Source organism: Marinobacter sp. DS40M6 (assembly GCF_028581595.1).
Taxonomy (GTDB): Bacteria; Pseudomonadota; Gammaproteobacteria; order Pseudomonadales; family Oleiphilaceae; genus Marinobacter; species Marinobacter salarius.
On the sequence record NZ_JAFCAE010000001.1, the window covers coordinates 231,494 to 249,973 of the forward strand.

Here is an 18,480-nt window from a genome sequence, read left to right on the forward strand (position 1 = left end):
TTTCTATTCAATATTTGGTATAAGTATTATCCATGAAACTGAATTTACGAAGCGTCGACCTCAACCTGCTGCCGGTATTCGATGCCATTATGGAAGCCGGGCAACTCTCCCGTGCCGCAGACACCCTGGGCATGAGCCAGCCCGCCATCAGTGCCGCATTGCAGCGCCTGCGTCATACCCTGGATGATCCCCTGTTTGTGCGTACCCATCAGGGCATGGTGCCGACACCCCGCGCCCGTGAGCTGCACAGAAGCCTCAGCCAGCAACTCGGCGCCATGCGCGACACACTGGACCCGGCCAATCGCTTTGTGCCCGGCACCAGCCAGCGACGCTTTCGCGTGCTCAGCAACGACTATTTCGAAATGGTGGTGTTACCAACGTTACTGACACGCCTGAGAAGCGAGGCGCCCAATGTGGTGGTGGAGGTCGCCCTGGCCGGCGATGACATGCCCCAGAGGCTGTATACCGCCGAAGCGGATCTTGCCGTGGATGCCTTTGCAACAGAGAACGATCGACTACGGCGGCAAGTGCTTCTCGCGGAGAGGCTTGCGGTGGTGGCACGACAGGACCACCCAGACCTGCAGGGCGATTGCAGCAAACAGCAGTTTCTGGACGCCGAACACGTCGTACTGCCGGATCGGAACCGGCGCTTGCCCCTGGACCAGATCCTCAACGAACCGGGTTGGCAGCGGCGAACCGGGGCCCGGGTCACCCAGTTCGCCAGTATGCTGGCCACCTGCAGCCGCTCCGACATGATTGCCACGGTGCCCGAACGTCTGGCCCAGCAGTACGCCCGGGCATTCGGGCTGAAGACCCTGCCGTTTCCGGTAGAGGTACCCTCGTTGCCGGTCTACCTGCTGTGGGCACCGGTGATGGACAATGACCCGGCCCATATTTGGTTCCGCCAGCGTCTGATGGAAAGTGTCACGGGCTAATGGGCCGGTTTTCACGATCGATGTCATCAAGAGTCTCAAACAACCACACACCAGCAAGAGCCTCCAGCGCCTCTGCAATCACCAGCTCTTCCTCCCGGTCCTTGCGCCAGATAAAACTCAGGGCACAGGGGATACGCACGCCTTCCACAACGACCAGCCCCCGTTCCTGTCGCTCTGCCATCGCCAGGGCATCCCGGGCCAGGCTGAGCCCGACGCCCGCCCTGACCAGGTCCAGCATGCAGGCTTCCTGGTCGACCTGTGCAACGCCATTTGGAACCAATCCATGAGGCTCCATTGCGTCAGCCAATAACCGATTGTGCACTGAATCCGGCGGTGTCACGATCCAGGGCAGCCCGGCGAGGCTCGACCAGCGACTGTCCGCCACCCGTGACGCCCATCCCGCCGGTGCAATAACGTGATAGTCAAACCGGGTCAGCTCTCTGTACATTAATTCTGGCGATGACTGTCCAGCGCCCAGACCTGGCGGGGCAAGAAAAAAACCAACGTCCAGGCTGCCATTACGGACCTGTTCCAGAACCCGGCCACTCATTCCCTGATGCAGCTCGGTTTCAAGTTGGGGCGCGCGAGCCACCAATTGGTGTAGAAACGACCCCAGACGGATAAATTCGGGGTCCACGATGGTGCCAATCTTAAGGCGTCCGCGAACAGTGCTGTGCAATGCCTGGGCGCTTTGCTCAAATGCAGCTATCCCCGCCAACGCCTTTTCGGCCACCGGCAACAGGTTGTGACCATCAGCACTCAGCACCAAACCCTGCGGCTTACGCCGAAAAAGCCTGAGGCCAAGATCATCCTGTAACTGTTTCAGCTTCAGGCTCACGGCCGGCTGTGTCAGATGCAGTCGCTCGGCAGCCCTGGAAACACTCCCCTCACGAGCCACAGACACAAAGGCACGTAATCCCTGCAAGTGTTGCATAGCCGTCTTTCCCTCCTGAGCTCCAATATAAGCATTACTTATATCATGATTTAAAATAACTCAATTGCTTCGGTACCTGACCGACCGTAAATTAACTGTTCAATTCTTATCCAGCGGCGACGAATGCCCCGAATAAAGGCATCCAGAACCCTTACAAAAAACTGAATCAAAAACAGGAAAAGACAACCATGAGCAATCCAACGATCCAGCATTATATCAATGGGCGAATTTCAGAAGGCAGCTCCGGCCAAACTCAGGACGTATTCAATCCCGCTACCGGCAAGGTCTCAGGCCAGACCGCTCTTGCCAACCGCGATGATGTTGATCAGGCCGTGGCCGCTGCGTCTGCTGCCTTCCCAAGCTGGGCGGACACCCCGCCGATTCGTCGCGCACGTGTCATGTTCAGGTTTCTGGAACTGCTTAACCAGCACAAAGACGAACTGGCCGAAGCGATTACTCGCGAACATGGCAAGGTCTTTACCGACGCTCAGGGGGAAGTTGCCCGGGGGATTGATATCGTGGAGTTTGCCTGCGGTATTCCCCAGCTTCTCAAAGGCGACTATACCGAACAGGTCAGTACCGGTATCGATAACTGGACGACCCGCCAGCCCCTGGGCGTGGTCGCTGGTATTACGCCGTTTAACTTCCCGGTGATGGTGCCCATGTGGATGTTCCCGGTGGCAATCGCTGCCGGCAATACCTTTGTGCTCAAGCCCAGCCCGATCGACCCCAGTGCGTCTCTGATGCTCGCTGATTTGCTCAAACAGGCTGGCCTGCCCGACGGCGTGTTCAATGTGGTGCAGGGTGACAAGGGTGCGGTGGAAGCGCTCATTGAGCACCCGGACGTCATGGCGCTGAGTTTTGTCGGCTCCACTCCGATTGCCAATCTGATCTATGAAAATGGCGCCCGTCACGGCAAGCGCATTCAGGCCCTCGGCGGCGCCAAGAACCACATGGTGGTTATGCCCGATGCCGATCTGGACAAAGCCGTGGATGCGCTCATTGGCGCGGGTTACGGCAGTGCCGGCGAACGTTGCATGGCCATCAGCGTGGCGGTTCTGGTCGGTGATGTCGCTGACAAACTCATCCCCAGGCTGGCCGAGAGGGCACGCAGCCTGAAGGTCAGGAACGGCATGGACCTGGACGCCGAAATGGGTCCGATTGTCAGTGCCAGCGCTCACCAGCGCATTACCGGTTATATTGATAAAGGTGTGGCTGAAGGCGCTGAACTGGTGGTCGACGGCCGCGACTTCGATGCAACGTCAACGGGCGAAGGCTGCGGCGAAGGTTTCTGGATGGGTGGCACGCTGTTCGATCACGTCACTCCGGAGATGACAATTTACCGGGAAGAGATCTTCGGCCCGGTGCTGGCCTGTGTGCGGGTTCCCGATGTTGCGACTGCCATCCGCCTGATCAATGATCATGAATTCGGCAACGGTGTCAGCTGTTTCACCGAGAGCGGCAGCGTCGCCCGTGAATTTGGCCGTCGCATTCAGATTGGCATGGTCGGTATCAACGTGCCCATTCCGGTTCCCATGGCCTGGCACGGATTCGGTGGCTGGAAACGCTCAATGTTTGGCGACACCCATGCCTACGGTGAAGAGGGCGTTAAATTCTATACTCGGCAGAAATCCATTATGCAGCGCTGGTCAGACTCCATCGATGCCGGTGCCGAGTTTGTGATGCCAACCGCCAAGTAACACGCAAACCAGTCCGGGAGACAGACCATGTCCAATAACAACAATGCACACGGGCAGCACGAGTTTGATTACATCGTCGTCGGGGCCGGCTCTGCCGGCTGCCTGCTGGCCAACCGTCTGAGCGCCGACCCGGCCAACCGGGTGCTGCTGATCGAGGCGGGCGGTCGTGACAATTACCACTGGATCCATATTCCAGTGGGCTACCTTTATTGCATCGACAATCCGCGCACGGACTGGCGCTTTCGCACCGAGCCGGACCCCGGCCTGAATGGTCGATCACTGATCTACCCCAGGGGGAAAACCCTGGGTGGCTGCTCCAGCATCAATGGCATGCTCTACATTCGTGGCCAGGCCCGGGATTACAACCACTGGGCCGATGTTACCGGAGAGCAGGCGTGGTCATGGGATAACTGCCTACCCGACTTTATGCGTCATGAAGATCACTACCGGTTGGACGAAGAAGGCGACGCCGATCCGGAACACGGGAATTACCACGGCCACGGCGGTGAGTGGCGGATCGAGCATCAGCGGCTGAAATGGACCGTTCTGGAGGATTTTGCCAGCGCCTGCGTTCAGGCTGGCATTCCCCGAACCCGGGACTTCAACCGCGGCGACAACGAAGGCGTTGACTACTTCGAAGTCAACCAGCGCTCCGGCTGGCGCTGGAGCACCTCGAAGGCGTTCCTGCGGCCAGCCAAGACGCGCCCTAACCTGACACTGTGGCATTCCACCCATGTCATGGCGCTGGACATGGCGGCCGGTGAAAAGCCCCGATGCACCGGCGTACGTGTTGAACGACCGGGAGAGGGGGAAATTACCGCCCACGCACGCCGCGAAGTCATCCTCTCAGCCGGCGCTATCGGATCCCCCCAGTTGCTGCAGCTGTCGGGCATTGGCCCCGCGGATCTGCTTCGGGAACACGATATCCCGGTTGTTGCCGACTTACCCGGCGTCGGCGAGAATCTTCAGGATCACCTTCAGATTCGATCGGTCTACAAGGTTCGGGGCGCGAAGACCCTGAACACCATGGCCAACTCACTGATTGGCAAGGCACGAATTGGGCTGGAGTATCTGCTTACCCGCTCCGGCCCCATGAGCATGGCCCCCTCCCAACTCTGTCTGTTTACCCGCAGTTCCGAAGAATATGAGTACGCCAACATCCAGTACCACGTTCAGCCATTGAGTCTGGAGGCATTTGGCCAGCCTTTGCATGACTTTCCAGCCATTACCGCCAGCGTTTGTAACCTCAACCCGACGAGCCGCGGTACCGTGCGTATTCGTAGCCGGGACTCCAGAATCAAGCCCGCCATTGCCCCCAACTACCTGAACACCGAGGAAGACCGCAAGGTCGCAGCGGATTCCCTTCGGGTAACGCGCCGCATTGCAGAGCAACAGGCATTGGCCAAGTACGAACCGGAAGAGTTCAAGCCGGGCCTTCAGTACCAGACCGATGAGGAACTTACCCGGTTGGCGGGAGACATTGGCACCACGATTTTTCACCCTGTGGGAACCACCCGCATGGGGCGGGCAGACGATGACATGGCAGTCGTCGACCCTCACCTCAGAGTTCGTGGCGTCGCCGGCCTGCGCGTGGTGGATGCCGGTGTCATGCCGACCATCACCAGCGGTAATACCAACTCCCCCACACTGATGATTGCGGAGAAGGCGGCAGGCTGGATTCTGAACGGCACGTAAGTGCCGGCCAGCCCGCCGGACTGAAGGTCAGTACGTTGCTACCACTCCAACTGCGCGCCGGTCTGATACTCGATGACCCGGGTTTCAAAGAAGTTTTTCTCTTTACGCAGGGTGGCCTGCTCATCCAGCCAGGGTGAGACGTTCTTCGCGCCCGGGAACGGTTCGTCCAGGCCAACGGTTCTGGCCCGGCGATTGGCCACAAAACGGAACTGCTCGCTGTGGTACTCGGCGGAATAGCCCAGGATCGGGTCCCGCAGGATGTAGTTGGCGTAGGCGGTTTCAGCGGCTTCGGACTCGTCCCACATATCGCGCACGGCTTTGGGGTCCAGCGTGATGTTTTCCTCTTCCAGGATCTGGTTCACCACTTTCAGCCCGAACGAGAAGTGCATGGCTTCGTCCCGCAGGATGTACTGCAGTTGCTCACCGGTGCCCCGCATCAGGCCCCGACGCTGCAGGGCGAAGATGGGGCTGAAACCGTTGTAGAACCAGGCACCCTCAAAGACCGCTGCGAAGAACAGGTAGGACATAATGAACTCCTGCAGGTCGTCCTTGTTGCGCAGGTTCATGTCAGAGCGCATGGCGGCATCCAGCCGGCGGTTGGCCATCTGGATCTTGCCGTTGATCGCGGGGACCACCCGATAGCGATTGTAGATCTCGCTCTGGTCAAGGTTGAGGGTTTCAATGCAGTGCTGGTAGGCCCAGGTGTGCATGGCTTCCTCGTACACCTGCCGCGCTTGGTAAATCTGCAATTCCGGGGCACTCATCTTCTCCATCACCGCCAGGCCGATATTGCGCATCGCCAGGATGTCGGAGGTGGTGAGGTAGGCCAGCACGTTCTCATACACGTGCTTTTCCGGCGCAGACAGGCGGTGATGGTAGTCGTGAACGTCCTGAGCCATGTTCACGTCCAGCGGCGTCCAGTGGTTCTTGTTGGCATTCATGAAGTATTCCCAGGCCCAGGGGTACTTGAAGGGTGCCAGCTGATTGATGTCGGTTTCGCCGTTGATAACGCGCTTGTCATCGACATTGACCGGGGCCGGACCCTCCTGGGTAGCCGGGCGGGTTTGGGTGTTTGGTTCGTCGTCCCAGTTGAGCATCTTTTAACCTCTAGAATCTTGGTGGCGGTCGGGTTTACTGGCAGGCTTCGCAGTCCGGCTCATCAATGCTGCATACCTGTGGTTGCGGTGCTGCTACCGGCGCGGTTTTCTCAGCACCCGTGGCCCCCAGCGAGCGCAGGTAATAGGTGGTTTTCAGTCCACGTTCCCAGGCCAGCTGATACAACTCATCCAGCTTTTTGCCGCTGGGTTCCGCCATGTAAAGGTTCAGGCTCTGGGCCTGGTCCAGCCATTTCTGGCGCCTGGCCGCCGCCTCCACCAGCCAGCGGGCATCGATCTCAAAGGCGGTGGCGTAGCGGGCCTTCAGTTCCGCGGGAATACGATCAATCTGCTGCACGCTGCCATCGAAGTACTTGAGATCGTTCACCATCACGTTGTCCCACAGACCCTCAGCTTTCAGATCACGAACCAGAGATGGATTAACCACCGTGAACTCGCCGGAGAGATTCGATTTCACGAACAGGTTCTGGTACGCCGGTTCGATGGATTGGGAGACACCGACGATGTTGGAGATGGTCGCCGTTGGCGCAATGGCCATCACATTGCTGTTACGCATGCCATTGCGGGCGATGAGCTTCCGCACCGCCGTCCAGTCCAGGCGGCTGCTGGTATTCAGGCTCAGGTCGCCGTCCTGACGGGCCTCTTTCAACAGGTTGATTGAGTCAATGGGCAGAATACCCTGATGCCACAACGAGCCTTCGTAGGTCTCGTAGGCACCGCGTTCACCGGCCAGCGCAGCCGAGGCCCGGATCGCGAAATAACTGATCTGCTCCATCGCCACATCGGCAAACTCCACCGCTTCCGCGCTGGTGTAGGGCAGGTTGAGCCGATACAACGCATCCTGAAAGCCCATCAGGCCGAGACCAACGGGCCGATGCTTGAAATTGGAACTCTTCGCCTGGGGCACTGCGTAGTAATTGATGTCGACCACGTTATCGAGCATGCGGACCGCAGTATTGACCGTGCGTTCTAGGCGCTGGACATCCAGCTCACCGTTGTGGACATGGGCCGCCAGGTTGATGGACCCCAGGTTGCACACGGCGATCTCATCCGCACTGGTGTTCAGGGTGATCTCGGTACACAGGTTGGAGCTGTGCACCACGCCCCGATGCTGCTGCGGTGAGCGCAGGTTGCAGGGGTCCTTGAAGGTGATCCACGGATGACCGGTCTCGAACAGCACGGTCAGCATCTTGCGCCAGAGCTGTTTGGCGGACACCGTATTGAACAGAGTGATCTCGCCCCTGGCCGCCATAGCTTCGTATTCCTGGTACCGCGCCCGGAATGCGTTGCCATAGAGGTCATGCAAGTCCGGAGTGTCGTTTGGCGAGAACAGGGTCCAGTCCTGATCACTGCGCATGCGCTCGATCAGCAGGTCCGGTACCCAGTTGGCGGTGTTCATGTCGTGGGTACGACGACGCTCATCGCCGGTGTTCTTGCGTAGCTCCAGGAACTCCTCAATATCCAGGTGCCAGCTTTCCAGGTAAGCGCACACGGCGCCCTTGCGCTTGCCGCCCTGATTCACCGCCACCGCCGTGTCGTTCACCACTTTCAGGAATGGCACCACACCCTGGCTGCTGCCGTTGGTACCCTTGATGTGGGAGCCCAAAGCCCTGACTGGCGTCCAGTCGTTACCCAGGCCGCCGGCCCACTTGGACAGCATGGCGTTGTCACGGATGGCACCATAGATACCCTCCAGATCATCCTGAACGGTGGTGAGGTAGCAGGATGAAAGCTGGGAATGTCGGGTACCACTGTTGAACAGGGTTGGCGTGGAGGCCATGTAGTCGAAGGATGACAACAGGTCGTAGAACTCAATGGCCCGGGCATTGGGGTCGTCTTCCTGCAACGCCAGACCCATGGACACGCGCATGAAGAAGACCTGGGGCAACTCCAGCCGGTCACCTTTCCAGTTGAGGAAATAGCGGTCGTAGAGAGTCTGCAGGCCGAGGAACCCAAACTGGTGGTCCCGCTCCGGCTTGAGGGCAGCACCCAGGCGTTCCAGGTCGAACGCCGCCATGGCGTCGTCCAGCAGCTCGTAGTGGATACCCTGCTCAATGAAGGTGCTCAGGGCCTGCGGGTATATTTCCGCCAGCGGCAAACTTAGGGGCAGGCTCAAGGCGGCTGCGGTTTCCAGCCTGAGTTGTTCCAGCAGCAGACGAGCGGTTACGGCACTGTAGTCCGGTTCCTGCTCGATGCGGCCGCGGGCGGTCATGATCAACGCTGACAGCACCTCTTCCTCTGCAATACCGTCGTACAGGTTCCGCAGCGCCCCTTCCACCAGGGATTCGCCATCGATGCCCTCCAATCCCTGGCTGGCACGCTCCACCTGGACTTTCATCAGCCCCAGATCCAGCGGCGCGGCCTCACCGTTGGCTTTTTTCACCGTGAGCGTGGGATGCGCCTCCACCGGCGCCAGGCTGGCCCGCTCCTGGGCATGAGCCTCCCGGTAGAGTACATAGGCGCGGGCCACTTTCTGCTCCTCCGCCCGCATCAGCGCCAGTTCCACCTGGTCCTGGATATCTTCAATGTGCACCTTGCCGCCAGCTTTCAAGCGTCGGCTGATGGCCTGCATGACCTGATGGGTGACCTGTTCCACGGAATCGTGGATACGGGCCGAGCCCGCTGCTTCATCGCCTTCGACGGCAAGAAATGCTTTGGTCACGGCAACACTGATTTTGCTGGCGTCGAATCCAACCAGGGCGCCATTACGTTTAATAACCTGTAGGGAGGCGGTGCTGGTTGAGGCAGATTGGCCGGGCTCGGCCAGGGTGGCAGTGGACATGTCGGTTCTCCTGAGTACGCGTTTATGCCAAGACCTTCGCGTACGCAGGGGCGAGCATTGCTCTGAACAGAGACAACGCAAAACCGATCTGCTCACCTTGATACGCGAAGGTGCAGTTGTATTCCCTGGCAGGTCTTCGGACTCAGGGGCGTGAACCTGTTGGCTCGGCCTTGCGTGGCGACTTCCCGGCATTCGCCAGTGTCTTTATGCCACGCTCGTTCCCCAATACCGCTGCGCGTCAGTTCCGGAGTCTCACCGGATTCCCGGTACCACGATCATCGTGACGAAGGCGATCTGTGATTGATCAGCCTTTGATCACTATATCTGGTACTAAGCCAAGGATATAAACACTATATAGACTAAGGTAAATCGCAACAAGGCACTTTTTCGACGGTTACCGGTCAGTAAACGAACCCATAGGAGCATCCCATGACACCGCTACCGAGATACCTGACGGCCGCCCTCGCCCTTTCGTTGATGGCCACTTCGGCCCAGGCTGACAGCACGGAAAACTCACTGATCACCGCGTTTTCGACCATAACGTCCCTGGAAGATGGCTGGGAACCGATGGAATTTCCAAAGATAGACCGCCACAGTCGCTATCAGTTGACCGACGACGACGGCGAGCAGGTGGTCATGGCGAGCACGGACAACAGCGCCTCCGGGCTGATCGCAAGGGTATCCGTCGAACCCGGGGATTCACTGATCCTGCGCTGGCGGTGGAAAGTGTCGAACGTTTATGAGCAGGGAAACGCCCGTAGAAAGGAGGGCGATGACTACCCTGCGCGAATCTACGTGGCCTTTGAGTTCGAACCGGACGAAGCCGGCTTTTTCGAGCGCGCCAAACGCAAGACCGTGGAAGTGGTGTTCGGGGAGGAACTGCCGGGCAATGCGCTGAACTACATATGGGCCAACCGGCTGCCGGTTGGCGAAATCGTTGCCAACCCGTTCACCGATACCACGATGATGGTCGCCGTGAACTCCGGCGTCACCAACACTGGCGAATGGGTCACGGTAGAACGGGATATCGTTGCGGACTACCGCAAGGCCTTTGACCGCGAGCCACCGAAGCTGGTGGGCGTCGCCATCATGTCGGATTCCGACAACACCGGAGCATCTGCCACCGCCTGGTATGGCGATGTCAGCTTGGTCAAACCAGATTGATGACGCAAAACAGACCTACCGCGCCCATCACGATGGTATAGGGAAACGCCATCACAACCATCCGCCCATAGGACAATCGCACCAGCGGAGCGATTGCAGACGTCAGCAGGAACAGAAACGCTGCCTGGCCATTGGGGGTAGCCACACTGGGCAGGTTGGTGCCGGTGTTAATGGCGATGGCCAACTCCTGGAAATGCTCGTAGTCGATACTGCCGGCGTCCAGCGCCTGTTTGATTTCACTGATGTAAACGGTGGCTACGAACACATTGTCGCTGATCATCGACAACAACCCGTTGGCAATAAAGAACATGCCCGGCTGCTGGTCCTGAGGCAGGCTGAGCACAAAATCGATGATCGGCTTGAACAGGTGTTGCTCGTGAATCACCGCGACGATAGCGAAAAACACCACCAACAGCGAGGTAAATGGCAGCGATTCCTGGAAGGCCTTACCGATCTGGTGCTCGTCAGTAACGCCAGTGAACGAGGTGATCAGGATAATCACCAGAAGGCCGATCAATCCCACCTCTGCCAGGTGAAACGCCAGCCCAACAACCAGCACCAGGGCCGCCATTGCCTGCACCCACAGGGCAGCCTGGTCGGCTTTCGTGCGCTTGGTGCGCTCGTTGTCAGCAAACTCTTCCAGTACCTGGCGGACAGGCTTGGGCAACCGGGCGCCATACCCAAACCAGCGCAGCTTTTCCAGCAGCCAGCAGGTGGTCAGGCCGGCCACCAGCACCGGCAGGCTCACCGGCGCCATGCGCAGGAAGAAACTGACAAAGTCCCACCCTACTACCTTGGCGATCAGCAGGTTCTGGGGTTCGCCCACCATAGTGGAGACTCCCCCCAAGGCCGTACCAATGGCGCCGTGCATCAGCAGGCTACGCAGAAAGGCCCGGAACTTGTCCAGGTCTTCCCGGTGCAACTCAATCACGTGTTCATCGCTGTTGGCATTATGATCGGAGTGATGATAACCCTTGCCGGAAGCTACCTTGTGGTACACCGAGTAAAAACCGACAGCGACACTGATGATGACTGCGGTGACGGTAAGCGCGTCCAGGAACGCGGATAGAACGGCCGCAGCAGCACAGAACAGCAGTGACAACGCGGACTTTGACCGCACACCCACCAGGATCTGGGTAAACGTCACTAGCAGCAGCTCTTTCATAAAGTAGATGCCAGCCACCATGAACATCAGCAGCAGGATGACCGGGAAGTTCACCAACACCTCGTGGTACACCGCGTCCGCTGACGTCATACCCACCAACAGGGCTTCAATCGCCAGCAACCCACCCGGCAACAGTGGATAACACTTCAACGCCATGGCCAGGGTAAAAATAAACTCTCCCACCAACGCCCAACCGGCCACGGCCGGGCCAAGGGTCCAGACAATCAGCGGGTTGGCAATCAGGAAAAGCAGGATGACCTGTTTGTACCAGGCGGGTGCATTACCCAGGAAGTTGTGGGTAAAGCCGGAGAGAACGGTTGTGGGCATTGCGGGAATCTTCTGAGTAAACGGTTTGTTGGAATTGTGTGGCAGAAGGCCCGCATCTTCCTTGATATTTGTGTAACCGGTAATCCCCCAAAGGTACAGGGTGAGTGCCTATTTGGTCTTACATGAAACAAGGAAGAGTGGCCGGACGACCACTCAAAAGAGTTTCGTAATATTACTTAAAAACAGAGCCGGAATCGACTCTGTTTTCAGCACTCAGGGTTTATTATGACCGTTATCACTTCCCGCTTACGTGTCAAAACCGGTAAGAAACCGACGCCGTAACGTTACGTTCTGCCCCGAAGTAACAGAAGTCCAGACTGTTGTAGCAGGACGCCACGTATTCCTTGTCCAGCAGATTGTTCACGTTCAGCCGGGTAGAAACGCCTTCCAGGCCGAGCTCGCTGAAATCGTAGCCCAGTGCCAGATCCACCAGGGTGTAGTCCGGCACCTTTTTGGTGTTGGCATCATCGGCGTAGATGTCTGCGTTGTGACGGACACCCAATCCCGCGTTTGCCCCATTAAGGACTCCCTGCGTGAACCGGTAACCGGCCCACAGGGTCAGCTGGTGTTCCGGCACCTGGCTGGCGGCATTGCCCTCGCGATAGGCCTCGGACTTCTCAAAGGTGACGTCCGTGAACGCATATCCGGCCTGGACATTCAGGTTCTCCGTCAGCTGCGCCTTGGCTTCCAGCTCCACACCCTGGGACTCAATCTCACCAATACTGCGGTAGAAGGACTCCTGTGGCTGCTTGGTGGCCAGATTCTCCTGGTTGATGCGGAACAGAGAGAGCGTATACAGGTCCGTGGTTCCCACCGGCTGGTACCTAAGCCCGGTTTCTATCTGCTTGCCTTCACTCGGGGCCAGCAGGTCGCCGTTCTCGTCGGTATAGGCGCTGGGCGAAAACGACGTGGAGTGGGACACGTAGGGTGCAATGCCGTTGTCGAACAGGTAGAGCAGCCCGGCACGGCCACTGAACTGGGTTTCGTCCAGCTCTGTCACTACACCGGTGTCACGATTGGTGTTCTCGATCTCCACCCAGTCGTAACGGCCACCCAACGTCAACCGCCAGCCACCGGTGGCCAGCTGGTCCTGCAGATAGACCCCGGTCTGTTTCTGCTTACGGAGATTGCGTTGCGGGGGGTATAGGGCAGAGGGATCGGCCCCGTACTCAGGATTGAAGGCATCGATGGCCGGAAAGGCGCCCGACGGCCAGACCACGTCGTTCTCACGCTGCTGATAGTCCACCCCCACCAATACGGTGTGATCCACCGCGCCAGTCGTCAATTCCCCCTGAATCTGGTTATCAACGGTGAGTGCCTGCAGATCCTCATCGCCACCGGAGTAGTAGCGGTTAAGCTCAGTGGCCGAGGCCCAGCCGTAGGCATAAACCTGTTTCAACTCAACGTCCGAATCCAGGTAACGGGCTTTCTGCAAGGCGGACCAGTTACGATTGATTCGATGCTCCAGATCGTATCCCACCATGGTCATGTCGCGCCGGAAAAGGTCGTAGTCCGGTTCGCCCTCAAAAAAGGTGTTGTCGATTTTCTGGCCGTCGCGGGACTCCACCGTGCCCTCGTACGGCAAACCGCTGTGGTAGCCACCTTCCGGATCACGTTGAAGGTAGGCCAGCAGAGTCACGCTGGTCTCGTCGGTCATGTCCCAGGTCAGCGACGGGGCAATGGCGCGACGGTCCAGTTCCACGTGGTCCTGTTGCGCGTCAGCAGCGGAAGCAATGCCGGTCACACGATAGGCAACCCGTTGCTCATCATCCACCGAACCGGTGACATCAAAGGCAAAGCTGCGCTGGGCGTTGTTGCCGAGCGAGACACGGATTTCACCCCCATCCCGGAACTCCGGACGCTTGCTGGTGAGGGCAACAATCCCACCAGGGGAGCCCTGGCCGTAGAGAACGGAGGTCGGGCCTTTAACAATCTCAATACGCTCAAGAAACCAGGGATCAATGGCAAAGGAGCTGTAGGAGCCACCGTCGTTCATCACCCGCAGGCCATCCAGATAGGTGTTATTGATACTGCCATCGGAAAAACCGCGGAGAATCAGATAATCGTAGCGGTTGGAAGACCCCACCTGGTTCGTACCCACACCCGGGGTATAGCTGGCGGCGCGCTGCACCGTACGGGCGCCTTTTTCTTCCCAGTCTTCGCGGCTGACAACAGATACTGATTGCGGGGTTTCAATCACCGGGGTATCGGTTTTCGTGGCGCTGCGGGTCGCTGTTACGTTTAGCGCATCCAGCATTTTCGGTTCGCCCTGTTCCTGGGCAACGGCTAATGGCGCGCCGGTGACACCGACAAGGGCCATGGCAACCGCAAATGACAAACGGGAATGTCGGAACATGAAAACCTCACTTGGGTCTAACGATAATTTAATGCGAATTATTCGCTTTTAGATCCAGCATTAGATATGCCAAGTGACAGAATTTATATGCGGAATGATAAATACCGTGATTCAAACGACGGTTTTGGGAGAAACACCGAACTGGCGCCGGAACGCGGTCGCAAAGTTAGTGGCATGTCGATAGCCGGACCGGTGGGCAGCCTGCTGAACGGAGTATCCCTGCTCCAGGTAATGCCAGGCCAGGTTCAACCGGCACTTCCGCAGATAACCGAACACCGACAATCCGTAGGTCGCACGGAATTTACTACGCAAACTGCTGGGACTCATTGCGGCACGGCTGGCGAGATCCGTCAGGGAGTAATTGTCCGTCGGGGCGAATTCCATCAGCTGACGAATGGCCTCCAGGCGCTGGTGTTCCTGGGTGGACGCGCGACTTTTCCGTTCAATCGCTGGCACCGGCTCCGGAAGACCATAACCCACCAACTGCAGAGCCAGACCTTCCAGCACCAGTGTTTTCTGAAGCTCAGGCAGCCCGACGCCAAGGGGTTGCTCAAGAGCCGTCATGAGACCCGGTGGAACGTCCCACAGCACCACTGGGTCCTGCACCCCCCTGAGCAGGGCTCGCAGAGACCCCTGTTCGGTCTGCGCCGGCAACGGGCCACCGGGATCAAAAGCCAACACAATGGTTTTCAAACGTTGACCAGCAGGCTGATAGGCTGCCAGTGCATATTCCGGTCGTAATTGCAGGCTGGCAGCCATGCCACTCCCAAGCTCCCGCTCGACCGCACCAACCGACAGGCGGATGCGTCCTTCGAGCACGATCACCATCAACAGGGGCGCATGGCCCAGCGACACCGATTCGTAGCTGTGGGAGATCGTCAGGTCGGAATGAGTGAAGCGAAACCCCGACGGTAGCGGGGTTTCATCAATCCACCCCCGGGCGATGGTTGAATCGTCATCGGGGGCGTCATGGCCGTCGACGCCGGGAAAGCGGTAGCTGATTCCGTACTCGCGGCCAAAAGCCAGGAACTCCTGCCTGCCGAACGACGTTAGTTCGGCACGATCTCCCAACACTAGCCGGCTGTAGTCGCTGTTGTGCCTGACACCGCGGACGCAACAGCATCCGCCACCATCTCGGCAGTGATTGCAGACAGGGTCCAGCCCAGATGACCGTGACCCGTGTTATAGAACACGGTGGGCAACCGGCCCGGACCGACTCGCGGCATCATATTGGGCAGCATGGGGCGCAGCCCTGCCCAGGGTACGACGCGGCGGGTGCAAACCCCAGGGAAACACTGCTCGACCCATCGGGTGAGCGGCCGGATTCGGTCATCCCGGATATCACGGTTATAGCCGCTGAATTCCGCCGTACCCGCAACCCGGAACCGATCATCTCCCAGCCGGCTGGTGACTATCTTGGTGGCATCGTCCAGCAAACTGACCGTCGGTGCCGCTTCCTGGGAGGCTTGGTCGTCCAGCTCAACGGTGATGGAATACCCCTTCACCGGGTAAATGTTGACTCGGTCCCCCAGCTTGGCGGCCAGTTCCCGGCTACCCACGCCCGCACAGATCACCACACCATCAAAGGTGTCACGAGTTTGCTCTTCACCATCAAACGAGGTGACCCAGGCGTGGGACTGATCCGCACTCAGTTCCGTCACCGAGTGCTCATAACAGGTTTTGACGCCGAGGCGAAGAATGGCCTCCGCCAAGCCATTGGTGAACTTATGGATATCACCGGTTGAATCGCTTTCGGTGTAGAAACCGCCGTAATAGGTCCCCGCCAGCGTGGGTTCAATAGCCCGCATTTCCTCGGGAGTGACCGCCCGACGTTCCAGGCCGCCGGCAGCCAGCAACCTGGAAACATTCGCCGCATGGTCGAACCCGGCCTTGTCACGGTAGATATGGAGGATGCCCTGTTTCTTCAGATCAAAGTCGATCCCTTCGTTCTGCGCCCAGGCAAACAGGTGATCCCGGGCGGCAATCGCAAGGCGTGCGGTTTCCGTGGTGTTCTGTTCGTACTGGGGAATCGCGGCGATGAACTCGGCGAACCAGCTCAGTTTGTGCCAGGAAGGCTTGGGGTTAACCAGCAGCGGCGCATCCCTCCGGGACATCCACTTAAGGCCCTTGATGATGGTCTGCCAGTTGTTCCAGACCTCAGCGTTGGAGGCGGACAGTTGGCCACCATTGGCGAAAGAGGTTTCCATCGCCGCATAACGGTGTTTCTCGTAAACGGTGACATCCAGGCCGCGCTTGGCCAGGGTGTATGCGGTGGTGATACCCGTGATACCACCGCCAATAACTGCAACTCGCTTCATAATACTCTCCAGGGGCGTCCAGGGTTTCCTTTCTCCACAGCATGGTAGAAAGCACCCCTTCCGTCACTGGACCTGAGAGATTCACGCACCGCTCCAACGGAACCGGCCGCTTGCTCCTTCGGTGTGCCAACGGACGCAGTCGTTGGCAACTCTTCGGAAAGTCTTCATGTCAGCGGTCCTTTTGCCTGAGAGTTTCCGGGGCAGTTGCTCCTTCGGCGCCGGGCGCACGATTGTGCGACTCGGTCTCTCCCGCTGACATGTCTGGTTTATTATCTAAACCAATCAGCTTCGCACAATAGCAAATATCTCGTTTTCGCGACACTGATCATGGTCTGACTAGTGAAGGAGCTGGCTCTGTTAGCCAGGCCAACGGGTGGCAATGGCCAGTTCAGGTAGTCAGCGAAAAAATCCGCTGGCGCGATCACCACAGTAATGCAGCATCTGGGAGACCAGGACGGCGGCAAGCGTCATTTCGCTCCTGCAATGGCAGGGGCAGGGGCAGGGGCAGGGGCAGCCGGATTATCTGTTGCATGTTGCCACGGTATCGTTAACTATTTCCCCACCTGCCACCCGGTTCAAGCCAGTCGGTACAGTGAGCTCAAATTGTGGATAAAGCCTTTACCGGTACCTATGCCCGGATGATCAATCCGGTTCTGATCGCGGGCTGCATCATCATTCTCGTCAGTTTCGCGGTTCGCGCATCCTTCGGGCTGTTCCAGTTGCCGATTGCCCTGGAATTCGCCTGGCCGAGGGAATCATTTTCCCTGGCTATTGCAATCCAGAATTTGTTCTGGGGCATAGGGCAGCCAATTTTCGGAGCTCTCGCTGAACGCTTTGGGGACCGCAAAGCAATTCTTGGTGGTGGTGCGTTTTATGTGACCGGACTGGTGTTGTCGGCGTTTGCCATCACCCCTGGCCAACACCAGTTGCTGGAAATGCTGGTTGGTTTCGGCATTGCCGGTACTGGCTTTGGGGTGATTCTGGCTGTGGTCGGGCGGGCAGCGCCTGACAAGCACCGATCCATGGCGTTGGGGATAGCGACGGCGGCGGGTTCTGCCGGTCAGATCGTCGGGCCGCCGGTGGCCAATGCCTTGCTGAGCCAGATGCCCTGGCAGTCGGTTTTTATTGTCTTCGCAGGTTTTATCCTGCTGTCCATGTTGGCGTTGCTGCTGATGCGGGCACCAAAACCGCAGCAGCCGACCGGCAGTGAAGAGCCGATGGGGGTGGTGATCAAACGGGCGGTTAAAGATCCTTCTTTCGTGCTTATTTTTATCGGCTTTTTCTCCTGCGGTTACCAGTTGGCCTTCATCACGGCCCATTTCCCCGCTTTTATCACTGAAATGTGCGGCCCCATTGCACCGGACAGCCTGCTCTATACCCTCGGGGTGACATCGGCATCCGGGCTGGGCGCCATTTCCATCGCACTCATCGGTTTTTTTAACATTGGCGGAACCTTGTTCGCCGGCTGGCTGGGCAACAGATACTCCCGAAAATACCTGTTGGCTGTCATCTATCTACTAAGGACTCTCGTGTCGGCGGCGTTTATCATGACGCCGATAACACCAGAGACGGTAGTGCTGTTTTCCGTTTCCATGGGCTCACTCTGGCTGGCCACGGTACCACTGACCTCCGGCCTGGTGGCGCATATTTACGGCCTGAAATACATGGGCACGCTGTATGGGCTGGTGTTCTTCTCACACCAACTGGGCGGTTTCCTGGGGGTGTGGCTGGGTGGGGCCCTATACGATATCTACAACAACTACACTCTGGTGTGGTGGGTTGGCGTTGGGGTGGGCGCCCTGTCAGCGGTGATTCATTTGCCGGTCAAGGAATATCCGTGGGCTCAGCGGAGAATCATAGCCACGGGGGCCTGAAAACCATACCTCGGCGGTGGGTTCTCCTGTCGGTGGACAATAATGTTTGATAAAAACCGGCCTCATTTTCGCGCATTTTCAGCTTCACCAAGCTCAAAAGTTTGATATTTTCTTT

Annotated in this window: 12 protein-coding genes and 2 riboswitches; of the genes, 5 read left to right on the forward strand and 7 right to left on the reverse strand. The window is 58.3% G+C overall.

Features of this window, described 5'->3' with window-relative positions:
• Positions 1-32 precede the first annotated feature (32 nt).
• Positions 33-935, forward strand: coding sequence for a LysR family transcriptional regulator (locus JJO78_RS01050; protein ID WP_136633731.1), 903 nt, complete (start codon positions 33-35; stop codon positions 933-935).
• Here JJO78_RS01050 and JJO78_RS01055 read toward each other — a convergent pair.
• Complete coding sequence (locus JJO78_RS01055) at positions 925-1,869, reverse strand: LysR family transcriptional regulator (RefSeq protein ID WP_075196428.1); 945 nt, start codon at positions 1,867-1,869, stop codon at positions 925-927. The genes JJO78_RS01050 and JJO78_RS01055 overlap by 11 nt on opposite strands.
• 188 nt (positions 1,870-2,057) lie before the next feature.
• On the opposite strand from JJO78_RS01055, the gene JJO78_RS01060 reads away from it, so the two are divergent.
• Together JJO78_RS01060 and JJO78_RS01065 are read left to right on the forward strand one after the other, a co-directional pair.
• A complete protein-coding gene (locus JJO78_RS01060; protein WP_041332875.1) occupies positions 2,058-3,569 on the forward strand; it encodes a CoA-acylating methylmalonate-semialdehyde dehydrogenase in 1,512 nt (503 codons plus the stop codon).
• Between the two features lie 27 nt (positions 3,570-3,596).
• Positions 3,597-5,264: a GMC family oxidoreductase gene (locus JJO78_RS01065; RefSeq protein WP_075196427.1), complete on the forward strand. Its 1,668-nt coding sequence runs from the start codon at positions 3,597-3,599 to the stop codon at positions 5,262-5,264.
• A gap of 38 nt (positions 5,265-5,302) precedes the next feature.
• Here JJO78_RS01065 and JJO78_RS01070 read toward each other — a convergent pair whose 3' ends face one another.
• A complete protein-coding gene (locus tag JJO78_RS01070) occupies positions 5,303-6,361 on the reverse strand; it encodes a ribonucleotide-diphosphate reductase subunit beta (protein WP_075196426.1) in 1,059 nt (352 codons plus the stop codon).
• Positions 6,362-6,395: 34 nt separating this feature from the next.
• Positions 6,396-9,161 (reverse strand): ribonucleoside-diphosphate reductase subunit alpha, encoded by a 2,766-nt coding sequence (locus JJO78_RS01075; protein ID WP_273622701.1) that lies wholly within the window; start codon positions 9,159-9,161, stop codon positions 6,396-6,398.
• Between the two features lie 110 nt (positions 9,162-9,271).
• A riboswitch (cobalamin riboswitch) is annotated at positions 9,272-9,465 on the reverse strand.
• 125 nt (positions 9,466-9,590) lie between these two features.
• On the opposite strand from JJO78_RS01075, the gene JJO78_RS01080 reads away from it, so the two are divergent.
• Positions 9,591-10,325 carry a DUF3047 domain-containing protein gene (locus tag JJO78_RS01080; protein WP_227664907.1) on the forward strand — a complete coding sequence of 245 codons (735 nt, stop codon included), beginning with the start codon at positions 9,591-9,593 and terminating at the stop codon, positions 10,323-10,325.
• Here the strand turns inward: JJO78_RS01080 and nhaB are convergent.
• From nhaB to JJO78_RS01100, 4 genes are all read right to left on the reverse strand, one after another.
• A complete protein-coding gene (nhaB, locus tag JJO78_RS01085) occupies positions 10,312-11,817 on the reverse strand; it encodes a sodium/proton antiporter NhaB (RefSeq protein ID WP_036211681.1) in 1,506 nt (501 codons plus the stop codon). The two genes, JJO78_RS01080 and nhaB, sit on opposite strands and share 14 nt — an antisense overlap.
• 253 nt (positions 11,818-12,070) lie before the next feature.
• Positions 12,071-14,173 (reverse strand): TonB-dependent siderophore receptor, encoded by a 2,103-nt coding sequence (locus JJO78_RS01090; protein WP_273622702.1) that lies wholly within the window; start codon positions 14,171-14,173, stop codon positions 12,071-12,073.
• Between the two features lie 111 nt (positions 14,174-14,284).
• Positions 14,285-15,247 carry a helix-turn-helix domain-containing protein gene (locus JJO78_RS01095; protein ID WP_041332870.1) on the reverse strand — a complete coding sequence of 321 codons (963 nt, stop codon included), beginning with the start codon at positions 15,245-15,247 and terminating at the stop codon, positions 14,285-14,287.
• A complete protein-coding gene (locus JJO78_RS01100; protein ID WP_273622703.1) occupies positions 15,247-16,491 on the reverse strand; it encodes a D-amino acid dehydrogenase in 1,245 nt (414 codons plus the stop codon). The genes JJO78_RS01095 and JJO78_RS01100 overlap by 1 nt, the downstream gene beginning before the upstream one ends.
• Before the next feature lie 163 nt (positions 16,492-16,654).
• Positions 16,655-16,753, reverse strand: a riboswitch (glycine riboswitch).
• Positions 16,754-17,096: 343 nt separating this feature from the next.
• Between JJO78_RS01100 and JJO78_RS01105 the strand changes: the two genes are divergently transcribed.
• Positions 17,097-18,365, forward strand: a complete 1,269-nt coding sequence (locus tag JJO78_RS01105) for an MFS transporter (RefSeq protein WP_226909991.1) — start codon at positions 17,097-17,099, stop codon at positions 18,363-18,365.
• Positions 18,366-18,480: the final 115 nt, after the last annotated feature.